Source organism: Aristaeella hokkaidonensis (genome assembly GCF_018128945.1).
Taxonomy (GTDB): domain Bacteria; phylum Bacillota; class Clostridia; order Christensenellales; family Aristaeellaceae; genus Aristaeella; species Aristaeella hokkaidonensis.
In genome coordinates this window covers 2829873-2849680 of record NZ_CP068393.1, presented here as the reverse complement: position 1 = coordinate 2849680, position 19808 = coordinate 2829873, and the positions used below count along the sequence as shown (strand labels likewise).

Genomic DNA, 19808 nt, shown 5'->3' with positions numbered 1-19808 from the left:
GGTATCTTTTATATTTTCGGTTGAACCCCGGCTCTTTACAGGCCGTATTGTTCAACAAGGTATCTCGTGTACTTTTTGGCTGTACTGCGCCAGTTGTACAGGCCTTCACCCATTACTGTTCCCTCCGCCTCACAGGAAAGCGCCCATGTGTACCAGTAAAAGGCAATCACTGCTGTATAAGCCAGGTGGTGGAAAACCTGTTCCTCTGTTGCGTTATCACCCAGGTATTCGCGTATGAACGTCTTTGCCTCTTCCGGTTCCCATCCGGAATTCAGGATAAAAGAACCCGTATCACATCCCGGATCAGCGTTTCCGGCATATTCCCAGTCAATCAGGATCGTTTCTTTATCTGTCAGCAGCCAGTTCGTTTTTTCAGAATCACAGTGGCAGAAGCAGGGTGCCGTCCCGTCTTCTGTACAGGCCTCGGCTGCTTTTCCAACCATATTCTTCAGTGTGCTGTATTCCGGATCGGAAATCCCGCCTTTTTCGGAACGCAGGACCCATTCCATGCTTTGGGTTTCCACCCATGGCAGAAAAGACCAGTTCACACTCAGTTTGCGATCATGAAGCTTTCTCAGTGCATCCGCCACACGTTTGATATCATCCCGGTTTGTGAAATCCGGTTCATGTGCGTTTTCTGCATAGGAGGAGATTTTCCATCCCTCCTCCTCGTTCATATACAAAAACGTCGGATCTGCTCCGATGGAGTATGCAAGTTCCAGGGCCTGCCGTTCATGGCTTCGGTTGACAGCAATTCCTTCACGCTGCTCTGTATAGCGATAAACATACTTTTTCCCACAGGCTTCAAAGTATACGGATCTGTTGGTAAGTCCGTTCTTGATCACCCTGAATTCACATATTTCCTCTTCTCCGCAGTGCAGTACGTCAGCTATGTTCCGAATAATCCGGCTGTCCGTATGGCTGATATACCGGCTGTCAAACTGGCGCAGTTCTTCCAGTGAATCAAACTCGTGAATAACACCGTCCGGATAAACCTTAATGGCCATTGGCGGAAGTGTTTTCAGGTGATCCGCCAGGATCTGCTCCCACAGTTCGGTATCGTAATGTCCGATTTCCTGATCCGCGTTGATCAGTTCAATCATTGCTTTGCTGAAGTCCCGATCCCAGTACACATGGCCCATCATAATGCATCCCCGGTCGTCATTTTTCACGATCCGGGCAATATTCATCTTTGAATCCGGAATCATATACCATTCATTCAGCCGTCTGTCCACTTTCACAGCGGAATAAAAGCTCTGATATACATATTCTTCGAACGGGCTCTCGGAAAAATAATTGTCAGAAGAGCAGATATAAGTGTTCCCGATATACTGCTGCGCCAGATAAACAGTGAATGTATTGTTCTTTGTATCGTATTGGGGATTGATAATGATCTTCACGTGTTCGAACTTGTCTTCCAGATAAAAAAAGGCTTCCTTTTTGTATCCAAGCACCAGGACAATACTCTCTATGCCTGCTTCCTGCAGCTGGCGGATCTGGCGTTCAATCAGCACTTCGCCTTTCACTGTCAGCAGGCCTTTGGGTTTTTCCAGGCTGATCGGTACAAACCGGGAGGACATCCCCGCGGCCATGATCACCGCATTTTCAACTTTATAAGGTGCCAGCGCCTTTATTCCGTCTGCAGTGATGCCGTCCGGATTCACAAAGTTCTTTCCGGCAAATTCCTTAAGCGTCTGGGAAACATAGCCCACTGACAAACCTGTTTTCTCCTTAAACCACCGGCAGCTCTGCATACCGTATTTCCGGATAGCGTATAACAGGGTAAATTCATTCTGCGTCATGACTGAGCCTCCCAATCTGATACCTCTGAACAGCCCACGCTGTTCATTGTTGTTTATATTAACATATAAAATGAACGCTATCAAGATGCACCGTGTTCATTTTTTATATGATACATTCGTGTGATGATCGATTTGACCGGCAGCAAGCCCTTCCCCGTGTTTACATCCATTTATCATAATGATATAATTTATGTATCAGGGACCTTCCTTTTTGTATGGAAGCGTCCTGTTTTGAATGAATCGGGAGCGTGTATGGGAAAGCTTACGGACAAGTATCGCAATATCCCTGTAACTGTCAAAGTCTCGTCTGCATATGTTCTGTGCAGTGTTTTGCAAAGATGCCTGCTTTTCCTGACCATGCCCCTCTTTACAAGACTTCTGACAACTGAACAATATGGCCAGGTGATCATATACTCCTCCTGGCAGGGACTCCTGCAGATTTTTCTGACGCTCAATCTGGCTTACGGTTCCTTCTCCCCGGCCATGGTGAAATTCGAATCTGACCGTGACGGATATATCGCATCTGTTGAGGGAATCTGCCTCCTGCTGTCAGGTTTTTTCCTGCTGATCTACCTGCCTTTTGCCAGTCTCTGGAATCAGCTTTTCGAGCTGCCGACCTCCATCATGTGCCTGATGGTAGCTGAAACGCTTTCGGTTACCGCACTTCTTCTGTGGAGCGGAAAGAAACGCTTTGAATTTAAATATATCAGCGTTGTGCTGGTTACACTTGCCATTGCTGTCGCCACCCCTCTTCTGCAGTATGTTCTCGTAATCACTAACGAAGAAAAGGGCTATGCACGGATTTGGGGCATGGCAATTGTCAATATTGTTGCCGGCGGAGTGTTTTTTGTTCTGAATATTATCCGCGGAAAAACGGTTTTTCGCAGGCAATACTGGAAATACGCCCTTGGTTTCAACATTCCGCTGCTTGCATATTATCTGTCCCAGATGGTTTTCAATCAGAGCGACCGCATTATGATCAGCCATATGGTCGGCATGGACAAATCCGCTGTATATGGTGTCGCTTACAACCTTGCCGTTGTCCTGACTTTTGTCCTGGACGCAATCAATAACGCCTATATTCCCTGGCTCTATGAAAAACTGGGCAAAGGTCAGGAGAAGGAGAACCGGAGCGTCTCTCTGGGGATTGCCGCGCTCATGGCGCTGCTGCTGTCCGGTGTGATCTGGTTCGCCCCGGAGATTGTCCTGGTTATGGCCGGAGAAAAATATCTTGAAGCAGTTTATGTGGTTCCTCCGGTTGCTCTCAGCCTGCTCCTCCTGTTCTATTCTCAGCTCTTTGCCAATGTGGAATTCTATTACGAGGAAAAACGCAGTCTGGTCTGGGCTTCCCTTGGCGCCGCTGTTACGAATCTTATCCTCAACTGGATCTTCATACGCTTGTACGGTTATGTTGCCGCGGCTTATACAACGCTCTTCAGTTATCTGGTTTTTGCCCTGTGCAACTGCCTGGCTATGAAGCGGATACTGAAAAGACGCGGACTGCAGGATCAGGGATACAATTACCGCGGAATGATTATGCTGTTCATCGCCGCCTGCGGACTGACGGCAGCAGGCGCTGCATTGTACGGTTCGCTTCCTGCCCGGATCATTGCCGCCGTCCTTACACTCGGCGTACTGTTCCTGCAGCGTGGCAAAATCCTCACGTTGATCCGTACCATTCGCCGGAAAGACGATCAATAACCATCTTTCAGGAGGAGGTTATCTGAATGCCAGACACAAACAGCGGGAAACCGCTTCTCAAAACGATTGCGGACCGCCTGTATCCAGCAGTCGTTTCCCTTCGGATTGCCCAGGGAACCCGGATCATCCGGCGCTTCGTTCGCTACCGGAAAAAAACGCATCCCTCCGATCCTATTCGCGTAGGCTTTGTTGCCCAGGTCCCGGAAGTCTGGGACAAACAGATGAGTCTTTTTAACCTCATGCTGCAGGACCCTCGTTTTGACCCCTATATCATTTATGTAAATCACTTTAACTTCGTTAACCGGCAGTCTTTTCAGGAAGATCCCGGAGAGCGCCTTTTCTACGAGAATCTTTACAGTTCAGAACGTGTGCTGGATTTCTTTTCAGCTTCTGATATTGATCTGTCCGGTTTTGATTATCTTTTTTATGATCGTCCTTTCAATCATTACCTGCCGCCGGATCTGCAAACGCGTTATACCGCAGCCTATACCCGTCTCTGCCTGATTCTTTACGGCGCCTATGACTGGGACGTCCCGTTTGAATATGGAGATTTTGCCGCCGGTGTAAGCCTTTGGTTCGCTTCCAATGTTCATGAATATGACGCCTTCAGGAAAGTCTTCGGAAACAGCGCTTATCATCAGGTTTTTAATGTCGGATATCCTGCTTATGAACTATACCATTCCCTGCCCTCTTCTCCCGGCAGCAACCGGATCCTGTGGACGCCCCGCTGGTCTTACGATGCAAAAATCGGCGGTTCTCATTTCCTGGAATATATTGACCGCTGGATTGATTTTGTTTCCCGTCACAATGTCTCACTGACCATCCGTCCCCATCCGCTGATGTTTGACAATCTGCTCCGTGAGCACCTGATGACCGAAGAAGAAATCCGGCAGCTGAAAGAACGCTGCAGTAACGCAGGAATCCGTTTCGATTCAAACCGGATTGTGGCGGACACTTTCCGGGATACAGATATCCTTGTTTCAGATTATTCCTCCATCCTCGGTTTATTCCTGGCCATGAATAAGCCCATTGTATATTGTCCCGGGAACATCCCCTTTACCGCGGAATTCCTTCAGCAGCGCGACGCGATGTATGAAGCCCCTTCCTGGGAAGAGATTGAACGTCATCTGGAAAACCTGCTCACCGGAAATGATCCCCTGGCAGAAAAAAGACAGACAGTCATCACAGACTGCCTGCTGAAAAAGCAGAATGCCGCGAAACAGATCGCCGACATTCTGGAGCAGGATTATAAAACTTTATTCTGAGGAAAAGCAGCGCATCGTTTTTCTCTGTTTTTCAGCTGCATTCCTTTCTCCATGCATCTGATTCTGTCAGATCCGTCTTCAGTTTTCTGGGAAACAACTGAAGCTTCAGGAATCTCCTCAATTTACCCGGCACAAAGATCATCGCAAACGCGGATGTTTTTTGCAGTGCGTATTTCAGCATGCGCTGCTGAAATGCGTCCGGTTTTTTTCTTTCTGCCATCAGCCGGTTCATCCGGAGATATTCTTCGAAAATGGTATTTGCCCATTCCCTGCTGCGTCCCGTAGAAATGCCCGTACCATACTCATAAAAGACTGCAGCCCTGGGATAATAACTTCCGATGATCCCGTCATACATCATCAGGCGGTACATATAATCCTCGGCATACCGGTTTCCCGCTTCTGCCAGTTCCTTGGCGTATTGAAGCTGCAGGGCTGTTCTGCAGGTCAGGCAGCACCCCGGTGCCACGTCATCCAGCACAACATAATTCCATCTGGCCCGCTGCCGGTCTTTCTCAAGGTAAGGACGGACATAAACAGGCTGCGCCGTCTCCGTTGCAATCCTGTCGATGCTGTTTTCTGTGCAGTAATTCACGGTCTCCGCAAAAGACCAGTCGCTTCCCTTTTCCCGCATGTCGTCCAGCCAGCCGCGCATAACGTCCGCGCCGGCTAGGAAATCCCCGGGAGCAAGCACTTTCGCAAACTCGCCTTCAGCCTGTTCCAGGCCTGAAATCAGATTCCGGATTGTTCCCTTGTTTTCGGTATTCATTACCAGTTTCCAGTCCATGAATCCCGTATCATCAAACACCCGTCGAATCTCCGCTTCGTGATTATCCTCAGAGCCGTCATCCGCGACTATAATTTCCATCCGGACCCCTTCCTGCCGGATCAGAGACAGCAAAGTCCGGCGCAGCCCTTCCGATTCCGGATGGTAGGTAACAACCACCGCGCTCAGTTCATACCGGTATCTACCGTTTGCTTTTGCCGCCATGTTTATGCTTTCCCTCCTGCCAGCACTTTCCTTGCCAGGCGGAACAGCCTTTCCGGAATCAGCGCCAGGCCTGTCTCATACAGGTACAAATCAGGAATCATATCCCGGTATTGAAACAGTTTCCGGATGTTTCCGCGGATCCTGGCTTCACAGCATGCCCGCATCTTTTCAATCCGTTTATCTGCAGGATACATTTCGTGATACTTATCCAGCAGTTTTGCCACCGGTTTGCACCGGGTATCATAATAGTCTTTTTTGGTGGTCACGCCCGCCAGCGTTCCGGACGCGTTTGTACCGTATCTCCAGTGTCTCACCAGCGGCTTTTCCACATAGGCAATCACCCCTGCACCGGAAAGCAGGAAAATCAGCTGCTGATCATGCGGAAGATCCGGCAGAAGGGGCAGGCAGCACTGTACCGTTTCTCTTTCAGCGACCAGCGTCATCCCCGTGCAATAGCTCGCAAATGCCGCACGCGGTGTGATGTCATCCCCGGTATGCCAGGTAAATCTTTTTAACTTGCTGGTTTCCCGGACGCTCGGGCAAAAGATCTTTCCGTCTCCGTCCATCAGTGAGCGGTCACAAACCGCAGCCTTTGCATGATGTTCCTGAATAGCTTCCATGCACAGGCGGATCTTATCTGCTTCCCACACGTCATCCTGATCGCACAGGCTGATATAGTCTCCCTCCGCCAACCGGCACAGTTCACCAAAAGCACCGGTATATCCGAGGTTCTTTTCCCCTTCAACCATCCTCACCGGGAAGCGGGTAATCTCCCGTCCGATCAGTTCCCTGTCCAGTTTTTCTTCCGGACAGTCATTCCGGATCAACAGTTCCAGATCCTCGTATGTTTGTTCGTTCAGTGAAGCAAGCTGCTGCCGGAAATACGCCGGATTCGGCCGGTATACAGACAAAAGAATTGTCACCTTCGCCATACTGTCTTCCTGCCTTATTCCATCTTGTTGCTCTTTTCACTGGCGGAATACGCCTTGCTCAGTCTTTTTGCGATCGCCTCAGGCCAGAATTTCCTCATCATCTCATAGTCTTCACGCGTCCGTGTGTGATCACCGATGATTTCGGTTGTCGCGGACTCCGTATGGATCCGGTGACACATCCGTATACCCGGATCAAAAGCAAACTGTCCTTTTTTCCGGCTCAGCTTCTCCATCATTTCCCAGTCCAGTGCTCCGCTGAACCGGTCTGTAAATGTCAGTCCCTCCATCATCGTCTTCCGGTAAGTTACAGACGGACAGCAGATCGGATCCCCGAATGCCAGGGATAAGCGGCGCGCCCATCGCCATCCCGGAAACAGTCTGACCGGAATCAGAAGGATACGCTTGATCCGCAGCAGCTTGTTCGTTGTCACCTTTTTCCCATTTCTCAGCTCCGCGTAATCAGAGAAATACATAATCGGTTCCCGGCACCGGTTCATCCGCCGAAGCATGTTTTCCGTATAATCCGGTTCATAAATATCATCCTGGTGCGCGATCGTCATCAGCTCCGTCTCTCCGTGCGCCAATGCGAAATTCCAGTCTGATCCAATCCCCGGTTTATCCGGATTAATAATCAGCTTTAATCCGTATTTATCCGCAATCTGCCGGATATGCTCATTCGGTGTGGCCGTGGAAATCTGAATCCTGCTCTTTACTGTCTGACTCAGCAGGGACTGCACACAGCTTTCCAGATAAGAACTGCTCTGATAAGCACATACCAGCCAGGTGTGATCTTCAGCTGAAAACCGCGTATTACTCATTTTCCGCCGCGTCTCCTTTGCTCTCTGTTTTCCTCATTTCCCGTAATTCTCTTTCCATCAGCGCCACTTTCTGCACCAGTCTCCGGTTAATCCGGTCTCCTTTGGATATAACATTGGTCAGATAGATAAACAGGATAATGGAGAAAAACGCGAAGAACAGAAACACCAGGTTCACCGGTGTTCCGATCCCCATCATTCCCGCAAGCCAGAAGGCTATTGACGGAAAAACAGCGATCAGCAGCAATACTATGGAAATCAGGATCCACAGCAGCGAATGATTCAGGCTCATCTTACCCCGGCGGATTTGATGGAAAGAAAACAGATCCGCAAAAAACACCAGCAGGATCAGAATAATCCTCAGTTTCCAGCTCATGCCTTCTTCCCCTTTCTCCGCTTCCGGGGCGTATGTACACCTGCCACCAGAATTGCCAGCGATACTTTAATCATATAGTAAACCGTCATCAGCGCTTGTATGGAGCTTTCACCGCTGCCACGCTCATTCATCCGTGCCGGCACTTCTTCCACACGGTAACCGTTGTTCAACGCAAGGACAATGGCCTCTGGTTCCGGAAAATCCTGTGCATAATTCTCTGCATAGTACTCCATCAGTTTCCGGTTCACCGCCCGGAATCCACTCGTGGCGTCCTTGATGCGTTTTCCCGTCACAGCAAGGATCAGGAAACTCAGTACCCGGATGCCCACACGCCGTATTGCGGAGGATTTGAATCCATCCCTGTCACTGTTATCCAGGAAACGGCTTCCCACCGCCATATCCGTTTTATCATCTGTAAGAGGTTGAATCAGACTGGGAATGCACTCCGCGCGGTGCTGCCCGTCCCCATCAAACTGCACAGCAATATCATAACCATGCTGCACTCCGTACAGGTAGCCGGACTGTACCGCTCCGCCGATTCCAAGATTTACCGGCAGATCCAGATACGGAACACCTGCCTCCTGAAGAAGCTTCAGTGTATCATCTTTTGAACAGTCATTGATAACCAGGCAATCTGCCTCCGGACAGTTTTCCCGTACATCCTGTACTGTGCTTAAAATGCTTCCCCGCTCATTGTACGCCGGGATGATGACCAGCAGTTTCACTTACAACCCTCCCCTGGATCAATACCCGGAGAAATATGCTCTGTCCGGCTTCCGCAACCGCAAAAAGAGCCATTCTCAACAATCTTCATTGTATCGGAAACACATTGCTTTCGCAAGCTAAAAACAAGGGCTCCACAGTATATTGTGGAGTCTGTATCAACAGTGCACTATTGTTGAAAAATATTGTTCATCGTTTCGTAAATACTCTGTTGTTTTTCTGAAATGATTCGGCTATAATGAGGGAGCCTTGCATTGCTGATTCCAATATGTTTCAGCACCATCACACAAATCTATTAACACATATTTTTTGAGGAGGAAAAAAACATAATGAGGCTGTTCAGAAAATGGCTCAGTCTGCTGCTGGTTGTCATATTGGCCGCAGGCATCATCAGCACCGCTTCCGCAGGTTCCAATTTTGATGTAAAAGATGGCATCGCCATCAAATATATCGGCACGGCTACAGAAATCACCGCCGACATGTTTACCGATGAAAAAATCACCACCATTGGTGCATCCTGCTTCAACGGCAAAAACATCACCAAGGTTACAATGCCCAATTCCGTCAAGTCCATTCAGACCGGCGCATTTGCAGAATGCCGCCTCCTGACGGAAATCACTCTGTCTTCTGCTATTACGTCCATTCCTAACAACTGCTTCAGCAATGCTACGTCCCTGAAGACCATTGCGATCCCTTCCGGCGTAACCAGCATTGGCCAGTTTGCCTTCCGTAACTGCGTCTCCCTGAAGGCTGTTGAAGGCACCGCCACCGTTAAAACCAAGTACAGCGATACATATAAACCCGTAACAGGCAATGTCACCTCCGTGGGAACAGACGCTTTTGCCAACTGCCCCCAGGTGGTCATCTCCTGCTTCAAGGGCTCTCCGCTGGAGGAATATGCGATCGCTAATTCCGTAAAGTATGAATCCCTGGATCCTGTCATCGACAAGATCACGGTTCGTAATCCTCCGGAATACACCATGATCTATGACAAGGCTTCCACCAACACCCTGGCTATTTCCTTCACCGTCTCTCCTGCAATCGCTTCAACCACAGAGCTTGCATGGAGCAGCAGTGACACTTCCATTGCTGAAGTTAACCAGGATGGTGTCGTGACCCCGAAAAAGCCTGGTGTCATCACTGTCACCGTCGCCAGCGCCAACACTATCGACGGTCTCACCACTCCCCAGGCCTCTGTTAAGGTAGTCATTCTGGACAGCGCCAAGAACTGGCAGCAGTGGCCCGCCGATACCGGCAGCAAGTATTACTGCACTTCCGCCACCACCTATGCGACCGGTTGGCAGCAGATCGGCGGCAAATGGTATTACTTTGAGCCCACCCTTGGCAAAGCCCTGACCGGTTGGCTCAAGATCAACGGCGTATGGTATTACACCAATGCCTCCGGCGCCATGATCACCGGCTGGGCGAAGATCGATGAAAAATGGTACTTCTTTAACGGTTCCGGCGCTCTGGTTTCCGGCTGGCTGAGCTATAACAACCAGTGGTATTACCTCGATCCCCAGAACGGCAGCGCCATGGTTACCGGTGCCAAGACCATCAACGGTGTAAACTATATCTTCCGTGATGATGGTTCCCTGACCGAATCCGGCTGGTTCAAAGAAGGCGGCAAGTGGTATTACCTTAACGACAAGAAAGCCGTTCAGAAAGGCTGGATCAAAGACGGCGGTAAGTGGTACTACCTGAGCCCGACCGACGGTGCCATGCTCACCGGCTGGCAGCTGGTTAACGGTGTATGGTATTACATGAACGCTTCCGGCGCCATGCAGACCGGCTGGCAGAAACTTGAAGGCGGTAAGTGGTATTACCTCAACAAGACTACGGGCGCCATGATGACCGGCTGGCTGAAACTTAACAAGACCTGGTACTATCTCAATTCTGATGGTTCAATGGCAATCGGCTGGCTGCAGGTTAACGGCGTATGGTACTACTTCGACGCTTCCGGCGCCATGGTTACCGGCACCCAGACAATCAACGGCACCAAGTATACCTTTAACAAGAGCGGTGCCTGGATCAAGTAATATACGGTTATTATACAAAACGGCTCTCCTTTTCAGGAGAGCTGTTTTTCATACTGTAAAACTGACAAAACAACATATTGGAGTTCTATGGAACACACTGCTCCTTTGGATTTCTCGTCTCCACACTCCATCAGGTGCACAACTTCCATCACAGCAATATAGATTCATCCCGGAAGCAATTATATCCACCATTTTTATATTTTCAGTTTTAAGTTTTCATTATTCATTAGCAGAATTCAGTTTCCTGAATTCTGCCACTGTCACATCTCAGCTGTACAGGGACATTACACCGCTCAGAACCGCCACAAAATTCACATATCCGGCAACCGCAAACAGGATTCCGTTATACACAGTCCGGTTCGTATCATTCCTGATCCAGCCAGATCCCAGAAGCATCATTGCAGGATAAACCACCGGCAGCACATACCTGTACTGGAATCCTTCTATTCCATACGCACCAACTTTTGTAAACACAACATACATCGAGGTTCCTACCAGGCATGCAATCCCGAATAACAGGAACTGGAAGAAGCCTCTCATTCTTACACGCCGGCCCAGTTCCCTGTCTGCGTCACACTTGTCCGTAAAGGCCACAACCGCAAGCAAAATAAGATACAGATACTGGTTTGGCATCTTCCCCAGGTACGCGTAGTAAGTCAGGAATCCGTCCGCATACTCCGGTCCGATAACCGTCCACAGGCTCCGTAGCAGCACTCCCGTATAGTACAGCGGGTTGGCAAAAATGAACTGCATCTGCCGTCCCGCGTCCACGTCCGAACCTCCGCGGGTGTCCGTGGCGCCGGTGGCGTTTCCGCCCAGGAAAGGACTTGCCACGTCGTACATCACATACAGCATAACAACAGCTGCCGCGCAGAAGAATATCCTGCGCCATTTACGATTTTCAAACTTTTCCTTTGGCAGGAACATCGGGATCAGGAACACCGGGAAATAGACGCCCTTTGTATAGCTTCCCAGGAACAGGGCTCCCAGCATCACGCAGGCATTAAATGCGGTCAGTTTCTTTTCCGGCTCCTGCCATTCCGCAAAGCAGTAACTCAGGCCCAGCGCCAGGAATCCTGTCACGCCCGGATCATAACTGTAATTGGATGCCAGGAAAACACATTCCGGAATCAGCAGTACAGTCGCTAGTATCATCTTGCCGGATTTCAGTCTTCGGATAGCAAAATATCCGAGAATCGCATATGCAAGTAGATTGAATAATCGTCCCGTCTCCCACATCCGGTGGAACGGGAATCCCAGTACCCGCGCAGCATACAGGCCGATGCCGGAGAAGAGACTCCAGAAGTTTTTCGGATTCGGCAAGCCCTGCGCCACGGTCGCCACACCCTGCCGGTATAGTTCATCCTGCTGCTTATGCCATCCATCCAGACTGTTCAGGTCATAGTTCCTTTCCGCCCAGGCTGTCAGCGCCACGTTCTCCTGATCTGTCAGCCGGGTCTGACCCAGATAGGAGTACTTGTTGGCACTCATGTAGTGGAATCCGTCATCCCAGCTGATTGTTGTCGTATCCGGTTCAAACACAGCAAGCTGGCCGCCGATCAGGATACACAGAATCAGGAAGAATATCTCCGGTTTGTTTCCCAGGGTTTTACGGAAACACACCAGGCAGCCGGCTGCCGTCGCAGCCAGTAAGCAAAATACATTCAGTACCCAGTTGAACTTTTCATACCAGTATGTTACATACATCCGGACTCCAACATAGCAGAGCGCCGCCACCGCAATAAACAGCGCAGCGTTCAGCAGCGTCTTCCGCGGGTTTTCACTGATACCTGCTTTTGCCTGCTGTACACACCCTTTGAACCGTTTCCATCCATGAATTCCGAACAGGAACATAGCTGTCGCAAACAGCATCACTGTCAGCATAGCTATCCGCTTCAGCGACAATCTCTCGTTCACCGCGACCCGTTCATACTGTCCCCGGGATGTTTTGATCTCCTTTACCCGGAGGCTGCCTTTCAGGATCAGTCCGATCTTTCCGTATGAATCCTCGTCAAATGTAAAATCCACTCTCTCCATGCCTGCGGTATATTGCAGCTCATAGGAGTTTTCTTCTTCAGAAAGGATCCAGTCCGCCGGAGCATACATCACCCGGATGCTTCCCTCGGTCTGTGCGGGATCGAAAAACAGGGTTACCCGGTTAAAGCTGCCGGACTTCTGGAGTTCAAAACAGATCTCTCCCGTCTCTTCCACGGCGATTTTTCCGTCCTCCAGCGTACAGTTCAACAGATATGCATCCTCAAGCGGCAGGCTGACTTCATTCTCAGAGGACTTTTCCTGGTACGCATAACTCTTCGGCTGGGTCAGGAGCTGAAGTTCCTCCAGTCCTGCGGCAAGCAGCATCGCCGCAAATCCGCAGATGAGCACTTTTTTCCACCAGGTCCGGATAAAACCTGCTGCTTTACCGGAAATCTGTTTCATTTTTTTCTCCTCCCGTTTTCCCGCTTTTTTTTCATGGACCGGATCCGGTAATCCGCGTAATCCAGCGACAGATTCGGATTATAGTATGGATCCGTCCGCTGAAGCACGTCTGCCCATTTCCCCCTGAAACGCGCCGCGTCTTTCAGGTAATGCTCTGTTTCTCTTCCATAATCCACATATTGCTGTCGGATGCTTCCACCCTGCGCAAGCGCAAAAGGTGTATAAACACTCACAAGGCCCTTTTGCGCCAGTTTCAGGCACATATCCGCATCGAACAACGTTTCCAGATATTGTTCATCCAGCCCGTCGGCCTCATCCAGTTTCTGCCGTGAAACCATCATAAACTCCGCCGATACCGCTGATACGTCCTCAACAATTGCCAGCTGGCCGAAATATCCGGCGCTGTTTGCATCCACACGGAAATGGGATCGGCCCACTGTCCGTCTGGAACCGAGACCGGTAATCAGACCGGCGTGCCGCACTGTCCCGTCACTGAACTGAACCTTTCCGCCGACAGCTCCGATTCGTTCTTCCTGTGCCAGCATCAGCATTTCCTGAAGCCATTTTTCATTCTGTACTGAAACTTCACCGTGCAGGAACACCAGATAATCTGCTTTCGAGCTTCTCACAGCCTCATTCAAGCGTTGCGGAAGAGTCGTTTCATCCGTTTTCCCGACGACAGAAACTGTCAGGTTATGGTAAGCGGTCATTTTACGTAATGCTTCCGCCCCGCTTCGCAGCACATCTTCGTTATCTGCCGTGCCCGCCGCATAAATAATCACTTCAACCGACGGTTCTCCCCTGACCGGCCGGTTTACATGATACATCGTCGGATAAACGTCCGTACTCGTTACCGTCGCGTCGATTTTTTCCTTTTCCCTCAGGAAATCCCGTACCGCCCGCTGTCCTGCCTCAATGGCATAGGTTTTGGTTCCGATATCGGAAGCCGTGGAGGACTCATGGCTTCTCCAGTAATACAGGATTTTCGGAATATGAACAATCTTTTCCGCACAGCCGGTCAGTCTCAGGATTATGTCATGATCCTGGCTGCCGTCGCATTCTTTCCGGAAGGGACCTGCTTTCTCCAGCAGTTTTCTGCTGAATGTGCTCAGATGACAGATATAGTTATTGCTCATCAGATTATCATAGGCAAAATCCGGTTTGAAATGTGTCGCGATAATCTTCGTCCGGTCCGGCGACCGGAAAACCATCTCGTCTGTATAAACGAAGTCAGCCTGCTGTTCACATATGGACTTCATTACTTCGTATAATGCTGCCGGATGAAGCAGGTCGTCATGATCAAAAAGAGACAGATAATCTCCGGTTGCCATATCAATACACGCATTTGTATTTTCAGATATTCCCCGGTTTTCTGTCAGTTTCCGGTATACGATCCGTGAATCTTCCCGGCTGCACGCCAGACAGAATTCCCCCACCTCCGGATGCGCGTCGTCGCTTCCGTCCGCCAGGCACAGTTCCCATCCCGGATAGGTTTGTTCCTGGACGGAAAGGATCATCTCCTTCAGGAACTGGAGCGGCGTATTATACAGAGGCACAAGAATACTGAACCGGTGTTCTTCCGGAAACATCGTTTCACGCTGTCTTTGTATTTCCGCGGCGTCCAGGGCCAGCGATGCTGCCAGATTGCGTTCCGCCAGCTTTCTGCCCGCCTTGAATCGTACTTTTGCCCACAGTTTCCCGGCTCCTGAAGCCCGCCAGATCTTGAGCCACGGCCTCCAGAAAAACACAAAAGCTTTCCGTATCGGCTTAACGTTTTCCCAAAGTGCGGGATGTGCCGCCTTGTAAGCCAGGATCTGCTCATGTTCAAAAAAACGAAATGGATTTTTCATGCCGGAACAGTATCCTCCTCTGTCCATTCATACCACAAATAGGCCAGCCGCTGCTCCGGTGTATAATCCCTGGTTTCCGGTGCAGGAATCCTTCTGAATCCGTTCTTGTCATAGAAACGAACCGCCCGCCGGTTTTCAGGATCCACGCACCAGTAGATTCTTTTCAGTTTCAATTCCCTGATCCCGTAATCAAGGATCGCCCGCATAGCCTCAATCGCGCATCCCGTGCCCATCGTACATTTCCGTACGGTAATGGCAAACTCCGCCTGCCCATCCCGGATATGTTTCAGGCTCACTGTTCCCAGGTAGATATCCTCTCCGTCCTGTGTAATTGCCAGATGAATATCCTCACTGTTTTCCTCTGCCGCAGAGATAAAAGCAAGACAGTCATCCAACGTCTTGCCGGCAAAGTTTGTCTGTAGTTTTTCCACAACAGAAGGGTCATGCATCCATTCCAGCATCAGCGGAGCATCTTCCGGTTTCAGGCTGCGCAGTTTCACTTTCACTTTTCCCCCGCTCATTCCTTTTCATTCTCTTTGTTTTCATTCTCCCGGATATACGCCAGGAACTCATCATAATTCCGGATATAATCCGCCTCATCATACAGCTCGGAAGCAAGCACCATCAGCACCGCGTCCGGTGAAAAATCAAACATTTCCCGCCACATGGCGTTTGAAACATACAGCCCCTCGTATGGCTTTTCCAGCGGGATGACCTTCTTTTCCTTTCCGTTATCAAGCCGGATCTTGCAGCTTCCATGAATACAGATCAGGATCTGCTCCAGACTCTTGTGAGCATGGTAACCCCGTGTCACACCGGCCGCTGTATCATACATGTAATATACTCTTTTAATCCTGAAAGGAATATCTTTCATTTCCTCCAGGGCTACCAGCTGACCGCGGTCATCCCCATGAGGCTGAAATACATATTTCACAACCTGCATCCTACATCTTTCCTTTCGATATGCATTCTCATTGATTGAAGCATAACATAAACAATCCTGAAAAACAAACCTGCTCAATCAGCAGGATTCGTGCCGCCTTTCATTATAATCCTTTTTGATCTCAGACAGAATTGATCCTGCAGCCGATCCTTCTGGTTTCAATATGCGTGCGACTTTTTCCCGCAACTCCTTTTTCGGATCGTCTCCAGTTCTCAAGTGCTCAACAACCTTGATTATTTCGTCAAAGCTTTCAACCTTATACAGGCACTCATGCAGTTCCGGCGTAAAGAAATATTGATCATTAGGCGAAGTGCAATAAACAATCGGTTTGCCGGTAAACAGGTAATCGAGCATCACGGCTGAAATATCCGTTATCAGGCAGTCTGAAGAAAAAAAGGTGTCATAGTATTCTGTTGTTCGATCAACCGCCGCGTTCTCACATTCAGTATATCTGGCCAGATACTTTTCCTGCTCCTTCTTTGTAATCAAGCCTGAGGAAACATAATTTGCGAGTGCCAGCGGATGCGGTCTGAACACAAGATCAATTGAAGCATTCTTTTCCGCCCATCCGATCATCTGATCTTTATAATCAAAGAAATGACTTCCGCCCAGTTTGGGATCAGTTGTCCATCTTGGCGTCCAGATCATTCTGAAAACACCTTCTTCGCGCTGACGGGGCCATAGCAGACTATCTTCTTTGCCAGGAGCAATCAGATCATATTGAGGATATCCACAGAAGAAAGCTTTCTGGTCTCCACTGCAGATCGTTTCTGCAAACTTGTGGTTCACATACTCCAGTGTCCCTTGTTTTTCACAGAAAATCATGGAAACGTTCCGGATAAAGTGTGTATTGTATTCCAATTGCTCCATTTCCGGTCTACTCGTTACAAGAAAACTATACGTCACATAACATACCTTTGCATGTCGGCGAAGGTCGCTTGCCCGATACATCTTCGGAAGGTATGTTTCAAACGGGCGCATCAAAAACACATAGTCCAGGTTCAGCGTTTCAGGATCAAGCCATTCACCGGTTTCCGGATTATAAGTCCTGACTGCCTCGTCACCAAACATCTTCTCCCCAAATGAATAAATCCTCTGCCATTTCACTTCTTTCAGTTTGATATAGTATGCCGTTTCTATTTCAGGCACCAGCAGAACCACCGGCTCAAAGCATTCATCTGCCCGGGCTGCCTCCCATACAGAACGAATCACCGACCAGTTTTCCGGCAATTGAAGCAAAAATCCAACCTTGATGCGTTCCCGGGCTGGTCTGGCTTCAATCTTTATCCGGCTTCTGCGGAAAGAAGGAATATTCAGCTTGTAAATCAGCGTTCCTTTTTCAAACACAGCGGATTTTATACCGCCCAGAACCTTCTGAATGATTCCCTGGTTGTTTTCCACAGATCACACCTTCTCCCTTAACCGGTTTCGGATTACCCCAATCAGGATAATTCCAAGAATCAGATCAAGCAGGGCAATTGAAATAATCGATGAAAGGATTGCGCCCGTCATTTCATATTGCCGGACCATCACAGGTGCCAGAATAAAGACAGTCAGCGCTGCTGCCGCGTACCCGATCAGCAGCCATTTCTGGCTTCTTGTCAGCGCAATCATGTAGTAGATGAAAATGTTCATGGCATTCAGTCCGCCGTAAACCATTACCAGCAAAAGAATGGATTTTTCCTGTTGCAGGTCCACATTGTACAGGATTCTCAGGATCGGTATTCCCAACACCCATGCCCCAAGCATACCGGCAATCGTCAACAGGCAGATCCCCGCTGCCATTTTCAGGATATTGCTTCTGAACCTGTGTGTTTCTCCATCGTTCCACAGCCTGGCCATCGGGGTCATCATCGGCCGCAGGACAAACTGACTGAACAGGTTAATGACAAATGCCGGCATAAACAGGATGCTGTACCTGTTCTGGATTACGTCTGTGCAATAAGCATTGATTGCGTATTTCGGTGCATTGCTGATATACAGCATCACAAACACCGAAACAAACAACGGAAAACAGGAAATCAATATCTCCTTCATGTGTGAGAAATCCGGCCGGATTTCCGCGTCCGGGAATTTCTTCCAGTAATGTCTGTTCATCGTCATCAGCGTGGCAAGACCCATGATCAGCATGGCTATGCATGCATATTCCAGCCTGTGGGTCGCCAGCAATGTTCCGATAAAAGCGGCCAGCGTCAAACCCACACGGAAAACACTCAGTTTGCCTGAATATTCGATTCGGTCATGCTGCTGATACATGGCTGTAAACGCATCCAGCAGTGCTTCAATCGTCTTGTACAGGCAGACATACATCACTACGCTCTTTTTCAGCGGATCCGCATCCATCGTCAGCGCGTAAATCAGGCAAACGATAATCATCAAAGCGCAGGAAACTGTCCGCAATGATATATAAGCCGAAAACGGATACTTCTGCTTTACGTCGGTAGACTGAATCGGCCTAACCTCCAGTGTTCCGATATAGTACATCAGCTGAGCATGGGAAAACGCAAGCGTAAAAATACCTCCGGATGTTTCTCCCATAATCCGATTCACCGCAATCAGCAGCACAAAAGACAGCGCGGACTCAAACACGCTGCCGATCATATTCCAGGTGAAATTCGCCTTAACGCGTTTACCTTGCTCCATTCTGCGCCTCGTTTTTCTTTTTCATCCTGTAGTTCCCGTAATCAATATATGCAAAGAACGCCCCGTGTTTCAGCCATGCTTCCACCTTCTGCCTGACGGAATATTTTTTCCACTTGGCCCGATCCGTATAAGCATTCAGGCCTGCCCGCTTCATTGTGTTGTAAACCGGCTGCAGCACTCCGTACCGTTTGTCGTATGGGAAAATCCATTCATCATAAATGGCATACATGTCCTTCATGAATGCTTCGCTGTAGAAGCCTGCGCTGGATACACCTGACAGACGGTAATTCACCAGCACGTCGTCCATAAAAGCAAACTGTACCCCCTCCGTACATAAGTAAATCCAGTATGGATAGTCCTCTATTAACCGGGCTGTTTCCGGGTAATAGCCATATTTCTCAAACAATTCCCGTCTGGCAAACCAGGCAGGCGCCGGCAGGAAATTTCTCACAAACAGCCTGTCCCGGATCTCCAGCGGAGTCATTTTACGGAAGGGTTCATAATCATCTGCACAGGAAGCCAGGTTCCGGATAATCTTTCCGTCATCATCCACCCCTTGCAGTCTGGAAAAACAGACCAGGCATCCGCTTTCCTCCAGGAAATCCACATACCTGCTCAATGCTCCGGGGTACGCCAGGGTATCATCTGCACCAAGATTTTTGATATATCTGCCCTGCACAAGCCGCAGCGCACTGTTGGCATTCCGGACTGTCCCCTGATTTTCTTCAAGATGGTTATAAACCACCCGTATGATATTCTCTGTCCGGTGCGCATCCACATATGCCTTGACAGGTTTTATTTCTTCCTCATAATTATCGGATCCGTCATCCGAGATGATAATTTCAATCTGTGGATAATCCTGTTCAAAAACGCTCTGCAGTGTGCGTGTGATCCCATCAAAATGCCTGTATACGAGGATAATGAATGAAATCAGAGGTTTCTGCGGCTTAGTCTCCTGTGCCTTCATCCGTCTTTTCCCCATCTCTGTCAATTGCGTATGTCTGTGTCAGATATGTCACTCTGGCCTCATTCTGAGCCATTTTCTGATCCTGCAGGAAAATCTTGATCACCAGCAGGAAAATGATAACCAGGTAAACCAGGTTAACAGTACTCTGTACTCCTAAAAGGCCTGCAAACCAGTCTGCAATCCCCGGGAACAAGCCCAGAAGTACCAGGACGCCGGAAAAGAAGATCCAGAAAAGGGAATTCTCCGTTTTCATCTTGCTCTTTCGGATCTTACGAAGCACATATGCACAGCTCAGTACTGATCCGATGATCAGAAAAACCCTCAT

The 19808-nt window shown here is 49.2% G+C and carries 17 protein-coding genes; 3 read left to right on the top strand and 14 right to left on the bottom strand.

Annotated elements, in window-relative coordinates:
* Nucleotides 1–35: 35 nt before the first annotated feature.
* Nucleotides 36–1802, bottom strand: a complete 1767-nt coding sequence (locus tag JYE49_RS12805; protein ID WP_093957907.1) for a phosphotransferase — start codon at nucleotides 1800–1802, stop codon at nucleotides 36–38.
* Between the two features lie 252 nt (nucleotides 1803–2054).
* On the opposite strand from JYE49_RS12805, the gene JYE49_RS12800 reads away from it, so the two are divergent.
* Both JYE49_RS12800 and JYE49_RS12795 read left to right on the top strand, forming a co-directional pair.
* Nucleotides 2055–3503, top strand: coding sequence for a lipopolysaccharide biosynthesis protein (locus JYE49_RS12800; protein WP_179217387.1), 1449 nt, complete (start codon nucleotides 2055–2057; stop codon nucleotides 3501–3503).
* Nucleotides 3504–3529: 26 nt separating this feature from the next.
* Nucleotides 3530–4768 carry a CDP-glycerol glycerophosphotransferase family protein gene (locus JYE49_RS12795; protein ID WP_093957905.1) on the top strand — a complete coding sequence of 413 codons (1239 nt, stop codon included), beginning with the start codon at nucleotides 3530–3532 and terminating at the stop codon, nucleotides 4766–4768.
* Between the two features lie 31 nt (nucleotides 4769–4799).
* Here JYE49_RS12795 and JYE49_RS12790 read toward each other — a convergent pair whose 3' ends face one another.
* Genes JYE49_RS12790 through JYE49_RS12770 form a run of 5 tightly spaced genes read right to left on the bottom strand, consistent with a single transcriptional unit; the run spans nucleotide 4800 to nucleotide 8604 of the window.
* Nucleotides 4800–5756 (bottom strand): glycosyltransferase, encoded by a 957-nt coding sequence (locus JYE49_RS12790; RefSeq protein ID WP_093957904.1) that lies wholly within the window; start codon nucleotides 5754–5756, stop codon nucleotides 4800–4802.
* Between the two features lie 2 nt (nucleotides 5757–5758).
* Complete coding sequence (locus tag JYE49_RS12785; RefSeq protein WP_093957903.1) at nucleotides 5759–6688, bottom strand: glycosyltransferase; 930 nt, start codon at nucleotides 6686–6688, stop codon at nucleotides 5759–5761.
* A gap of 14 nt (nucleotides 6689–6702) precedes the next feature.
* A complete protein-coding gene (locus JYE49_RS12780; RefSeq protein ID WP_093957902.1) occupies nucleotides 6703–7506 on the bottom strand; it encodes a glycosyltransferase family 2 protein in 804 nt (267 codons plus the stop codon).
* On the bottom strand, nucleotides 7499–7879 hold the full coding sequence (locus tag JYE49_RS12775; RefSeq protein WP_093957901.1) for a DUF2304 domain-containing protein: 381 nt from the start codon (nucleotides 7877–7879) through the stop codon (nucleotides 7499–7501). Before JYE49_RS12775 ends, JYE49_RS12780 begins: the two co-directional genes overlap by 8 nt.
* A complete protein-coding gene (locus JYE49_RS12770; protein ID WP_093957900.1) occupies nucleotides 7876–8604 on the bottom strand; it encodes a glycosyltransferase family 2 protein in 729 nt (242 codons plus the stop codon). The genes JYE49_RS12775 and JYE49_RS12770 overlap by 4 nt, the downstream gene beginning before the upstream one ends.
* A gap of 327 nt (nucleotides 8605–8931) precedes the next feature.
* Here JYE49_RS12770 and JYE49_RS12765 point away from each other — a divergent pair, with 327 nt between their 5' ends.
* Nucleotides 8932–10641 (top strand): leucine-rich repeat protein, encoded by a 1710-nt coding sequence (locus tag JYE49_RS12765; protein ID WP_093957899.1) that lies wholly within the window; start codon nucleotides 8932–8934, stop codon nucleotides 10639–10641.
* Nucleotides 10642–10908: 267 nt separating this feature from the next.
* Here the strand turns inward: JYE49_RS12765 and JYE49_RS12760 are convergent, their stop codons facing one another.
* From JYE49_RS12760 to JYE49_RS12725, 8 genes are all read right to left on the bottom strand, one after another.
* Nucleotides 10909–13080 carry a DUF2142 domain-containing protein gene (locus JYE49_RS12760; protein ID WP_093957898.1) on the bottom strand — a complete coding sequence of 724 codons (2172 nt, stop codon included), beginning with the start codon at nucleotides 13078–13080 and terminating at the stop codon, nucleotides 10909–10911.
* A complete protein-coding gene (locus JYE49_RS12755) occupies nucleotides 13077–14930 on the bottom strand; it encodes a glycosyltransferase (protein ID WP_179217386.1) in 1854 nt (617 codons plus the stop codon). The genes JYE49_RS12760 and JYE49_RS12755 overlap by 4 nt, the downstream gene beginning before the upstream one ends.
* The gene (locus tag JYE49_RS12750) at nucleotides 14927–15451 is read right to left on the bottom strand and encodes a GNAT family N-acetyltransferase (RefSeq protein ID WP_093957896.1); all 525 of its coding nucleotides are present in this window, start codon (nucleotides 15449–15451) and stop codon (nucleotides 14927–14929) included. Before JYE49_RS12750 ends, JYE49_RS12755 begins: the two co-directional genes overlap by 4 nt.
* Entirely contained in the window at nucleotides 15448–15873 is a 426-nt protein-coding gene (locus tag JYE49_RS12745) for a sugar 3,4-ketoisomerase (RefSeq protein ID WP_093957895.1), read from the bottom strand. The genes JYE49_RS12750 and JYE49_RS12745 overlap by 4 nt, the downstream gene beginning before the upstream one ends.
* Before the next feature lie 78 nt (nucleotides 15874–15951).
* On the bottom strand, nucleotides 15952–17022 hold the full coding sequence (locus JYE49_RS12740) for a CDP-glycerol glycerophosphotransferase family protein (RefSeq protein WP_304583030.1): 1071 nt from the start codon (nucleotides 17020–17022) through the stop codon (nucleotides 15952–15954).
* A 255-nt stretch (nucleotides 17023–17277) separates the two neighbouring features.
* A complete protein-coding gene (locus tag JYE49_RS12735; protein WP_093957893.1) occupies nucleotides 17278–18516 on the bottom strand; it encodes a lipopolysaccharide biosynthesis protein in 1239 nt (412 codons plus the stop codon).
* Entirely contained in the window at nucleotides 18503–19483 is a 981-nt protein-coding gene (locus tag JYE49_RS12730) for a glycosyltransferase (protein WP_179217385.1), read from the bottom strand. Before JYE49_RS12730 ends, JYE49_RS12735 begins: the two co-directional genes overlap by 14 nt.
* Nucleotides 19464–19808 carry a DUF2304 domain-containing protein gene (locus JYE49_RS12725; protein ID WP_179217384.1) on the bottom strand — a complete coding sequence of 115 codons (345 nt, stop codon included), beginning with the start codon at nucleotides 19806–19808 and terminating at the stop codon, nucleotides 19464–19466. The genes JYE49_RS12730 and JYE49_RS12725 overlap by 20 nt, the downstream gene beginning before the upstream one ends.

Coding starts and splice junctions, on each gene's coding strand:
- JYE49_RS12780 (WP_093957902.1), bottom strand. CDS start 7,506: ATGAGTAATACGCGGTTTTCAGCTGAAGATCACACCTGGCTGGTATGT.
- JYE49_RS12775 (WP_093957901.1), bottom strand. CDS start 7,879: ATGAGCTGGAAACTGAGGATTATTCTGATCCTGCTGGTGTTTTTTGCG.
- JYE49_RS12725 (WP_179217384.1), bottom strand. CDS start 19,808: ATGAGGGTTTTTCTGATCATCGGATCAGTACTGAGCTGTGCATATGTG.
- JYE49_RS12760 (WP_093957898.1), bottom strand. CDS start 13,080: ATGAAACAGATTTCCGGTAAAGCAGCAGGTTTTATCCGGACCTGGTGG.
- JYE49_RS12800 (WP_179217387.1), top strand. CDS start 2,055: ATGGGAAAGCTTACGGACAAGTATCGCAATATCCCTGTAACTGTCAAA.
- JYE49_RS12795 (WP_093957905.1), top strand. CDS start 3,530: ATGCCAGACACAAACAGCGGGAAACCGCTTCTCAAAACGATTGCGGAC.
- JYE49_RS12730 (WP_179217385.1), bottom strand. CDS start 19,483: ATGAAGGCACAGGAGACTAAGCCGCAGAAACCTCTGATTTCATTCATT.
- JYE49_RS12750 (WP_093957896.1), bottom strand. CDS start 15,451: ATGAGCGGGGGAAAAGTGAAAGTGAAACTGCGCAGCCTGAAACCGGAA.
- JYE49_RS12735 (WP_093957893.1), bottom strand. CDS start 18,516: ATGGAGCAAGGTAAACGCGTTAAGGCGAATTTCACCTGGAATATGATC.
- JYE49_RS12805 (WP_093957907.1), bottom strand. CDS start 1,802: ATGACGCAGAATGAATTTACCCTGTTATACGCTATCCGGAAATACGGT.
- JYE49_RS12785 (WP_093957903.1), bottom strand. CDS start 6,688: ATGGCGAAGGTGACAATTCTTTTGTCTGTATACCGGCCGAATCCGGCG.
- JYE49_RS12745 (WP_093957895.1), bottom strand. CDS start 15,873: ATGCAGGTTGTGAAATATGTATTTCAGCCTCATGGGGATGACCGCGGT.
- JYE49_RS12765 (WP_093957899.1), top strand. CDS start 8,932: ATGAGGCTGTTCAGAAAATGGCTCAGTCTGCTGCTGGTTGTCATATTG.
- JYE49_RS12755 (WP_179217386.1), bottom strand. CDS start 14,930: ATGAAAAATCCATTTCGTTTTTTTGAACATGAGCAGATCCTGGCTTAC.
- JYE49_RS12790 (WP_093957904.1), bottom strand. CDS start 5,756: ATGGCGGCAAAAGCAAACGGTAGATACCGGTATGAACTGAGCGCGGTG.